This window comes from Kitasatospora sp. NPDC057518 (assembly GCF_042802075.1).
GTDB lineage: Bacteria > Actinomycetota > Actinomycetes > Streptomycetales > Streptomycetaceae > Kitasatospora.
Window position 1 is genome coordinate 1 of record NZ_JBHVEU010000688.1, and the last position, 2,851, is coordinate 2,851.

3 protein-coding genes are annotated in these 2,851 nt (G+C 75.2%); 1 reads left to right on the top strand and 2 read right to left on the bottom strand.

Going from position 1 to position 2,851, the window contains the following annotated elements:
• Nucleotides 1-19: 19 nt before the first annotated feature.
• On the bottom strand, nt 20-769 hold the full coding sequence (locus ACFU7Z_RS38370) for a YcnI family protein (protein ID WP_380782751.1): 750 nt from the start codon (nt 767-769) through the stop codon (nt 20-22).
• A 184-nt stretch (nt 770-953) separates the two neighbouring features.
• Nucleotides 954-1,778: a hypothetical protein gene (locus ACFU7Z_RS38375; protein ID WP_079272020.1), complete on the bottom strand. Its 825-nt coding sequence runs from the start codon at nt 1,776-1,778 to the stop codon at nt 954-956.
• 229 nt (nt 1,779-2,007) lie between these two features.
• On the opposite strand from ACFU7Z_RS38375, the gene ACFU7Z_RS38380 reads away from it, so the two are divergent.
• Complete coding sequence (locus tag ACFU7Z_RS38380; protein WP_380782753.1) at nt 2,008-2,655, top strand: ATP-binding protein; 648 nt, start codon at nt 2,008-2,010, stop codon at nt 2,653-2,655.
• Nucleotides 2,656-2,851 lie beyond the last annotated feature (196 nt).

Consider the following 2,851-nt stretch of genomic DNA (forward strand, 5'->3'; position numbering starts at 1 on the left):
ATGACCAACAGTCTAGTGGTCAGGAGGCGGAGTTTAATATAAAGCGGCGCAGGCCGAGCACACCGACGGCGGTGCCGATCACACCGACGACGATGCCGACCACGCCCAGGGTGCGGGCGGTGGAGTCGCTGGACTTGGCGTCGCCGGCGGCGGCGGCCTGGTCGGAGCTGCCCCCGTGGGCGCCCGCGGCCGGGGAGGCGGTGACGCCGTGGCCGTCACCCTCGGCGGCCTTGGTGAGCTTCAGGACGGGCGCGGGCTTGGCCGGCTCGGGCTGGCCGTCCTTGGTCTCGTCGATCCAGCGGGCGATGTCGCCGTTGTCGTAGGTCTGGAGGGTCTTGAAGACCAGGTTGTCGGTGTCGGTCGGCAGCGGGCCGAGCGAGACCCGGAACTCCTGGAACTGGCCGGGGGCGATCTTGGTGCCGGCGTCGGCGGTCCAGGTGATCTTGGAGACGGCCTCGGTGACGTCGTTGCCGTGCACCTTGATCGGCTTGTCGAGCTTGGCCTTCTCGACCGCGGCGGTCCAGCCCGGCAGCGGCAGGGTCCGGACCGAGGCCAGCGGGTGGTCCAGCGGGAGGTTGACCTCCAGCTTCACCGTGCCCGCCGTGTCGCTCTCGTTCGGCACCCGGAAGTCGACGGCCGTGTAGCCGCCCTGGGCGGCCGCACCCGGGTTCACGGTGACGTGCGCGAAGGCGGGGCCGGCCAGCGCCACCACGGACGCGGCGGCGGTGAGGGCGACGGCGGCGAGACGGCGGGCGGGAAGGGAACGCATGATGCGGGTCTCCGATCGGAGCTCGGCGGCAGCCGGAACCGGCGACGGACGGGAGCCGTGCCGCGGGGGCCGCGGGGGTGGGGACGCGGGGGTGGAGCCTCGGGCCGCCCCGGTGGTCGGGGGAACGGCCGGACGGTACGCACGCCGGGCACCCGGGACGGCCGAGGCCGCCAGGAAACGCCGGTCAGTACGCGAGGGCCCCGCACGGCGGGCCGCGCCGCACCACGCTGTGCCGCAGCACGGCACCCGCCGGGAGCGGGCTCTCCCCGCCCCGGGCACCGAACCGGCGGGCCGGGCCGGCCGTCCCGAACAGACCGCGCAGCAACGCGGCCACCAGCGCGAACGCCGTACGCAGCGGCGCCGCCCAGTGCTCCCGGGCGGCCGTGGCGGCCACCCGCAGCAGCTGCCACAGGGCCGCCTCGCCGCGCCGCAGCCACCAGCCCGCGACCAGCGCGGCGCCGAGGTGCCCGGCCAGCATCGACGGCGTCATGCCGAAGACCCCGGCCTGCCACCAGGGCGCGGCGGCGAACGCGTGCGGGTCCAGGCCCGCGGAGGAGACCAGCTGCTCCGGGGACGGGCTGCCCGGCAGGCCGAGCAGCGTGCCGGGGCGGGCCTCGTTGCAGATCAGCCGGCCGGCCACCTGCGGCACCGTCAGCGGACCGGAGCCGCCGTGGTGCATGCCGGCCATGGAGCCGCCGAAACCGTTGAAACCGTGGAAGAGGCAGTGCAGTCCGAGCTGCCCGGCGCCGAGCGCCCCGGCGATGGCCGCCAGCGAACGCTCCCGCCCGCCGCAGACCACCGCGAACGCCAGCACCGCGGCGAAGCCCAGCGCCAGCGCGGTCGGCGGCACGTTCCCGCCACCCGCCAGGGCGTGCCCGGCGGCGGCTATCAGGGTGCACACCAGCGCGAACGGGACCGCCCGGGCAAGCCGCAGGTCCCAGGCGGCGGACCCCACCGGCTGGGCCGGTCCGGGGGCGCCCGGGAGCGGGGCGGCGGCGAGGGCAGTCATGGCCGGGCCATCCTCTCATTGCGTACGCCGCCGACACGGGCAGGGTGGGAAATCCCTACGAATGCCCCTTTCGGCGGCGCGTGCGAGGGGGCGTACGCGTCGCCCGGCACAGACCCCGGCCCCCGGTCCATCCGCCGAACGGGCGGTAGCGGCCCCCGGGCACGGTTCGCCGGGGAATCGCCCGGAGATACCTAGTTGTATGTGGAGCCGCAGCCAGGAGGGACCTCCCGTGGACATCTGGTGGACTCTGCACCTCAAGCGCGACCCGGCCAGCGTTCCGCTGGCCCGGCGCATCCTGCTCGGTGCGATGGCGACCGCGGGCGTCGACCCGCAGATCGCGGACGACCTCGGCGTCGCCCTCACCGAGGCCTGCGCCAACGCCGTCGAGCACGGCGCCACCGGGCGGCCCGACGACGGCTTCCAGGTCACCGCCTCGATCTGCGGCGACCGGCTGCGGATCGAGGTCACCGACTCGGGCCCCGGCCTGCCGGCCCCCGCCCCCGCCGGGGCCGCCGCCGTCCGCCGCACCCCCGCCCCGGACCAGGCCCGTCCGGCGGCGGCCGGCCGGGCGCCCCGCCGCACCCGCCGCGGCCGCGCGACCGTCCCGGCCCGCGTCCTCGCCGCGTACGGCCCCCGCCGTGACGGCCACCCGTACGACACCCACGTCCTGCCCTGTCGCCCCAGCGTCCCCACCCTGCGCCCGGTCGACCTGGACACCCTCCCTGACCTCACCGCCGAGTCCGGCCGCGGCCTCTTCCTCATCCACGCCCTCACCGACCACGTCCAGCTGCGCAACCACCCGCTGCGCGGGGCGATCGTCAGCTTCGACAAGATCCTCAAGTGGCAGGACGGGGCCCTGCTCCAGGCGGCCTCGTAACGCTACTGTGGCCCTGAACTGCGAAAACGGCACGAGCCTGACCTCACCCGCGCCTACTTCGACGAGCACTTCACTGCACCGGAGCGCGAGTGGGAGAGCTTCGACGCGGCAATGCTGAGCTTGGGCTTCGACTGGCTTCTTATGGGTTCGACATGGGACTGGTCCCAGTGGGCCTCGGGCCGTTGCTGCCCAGCAA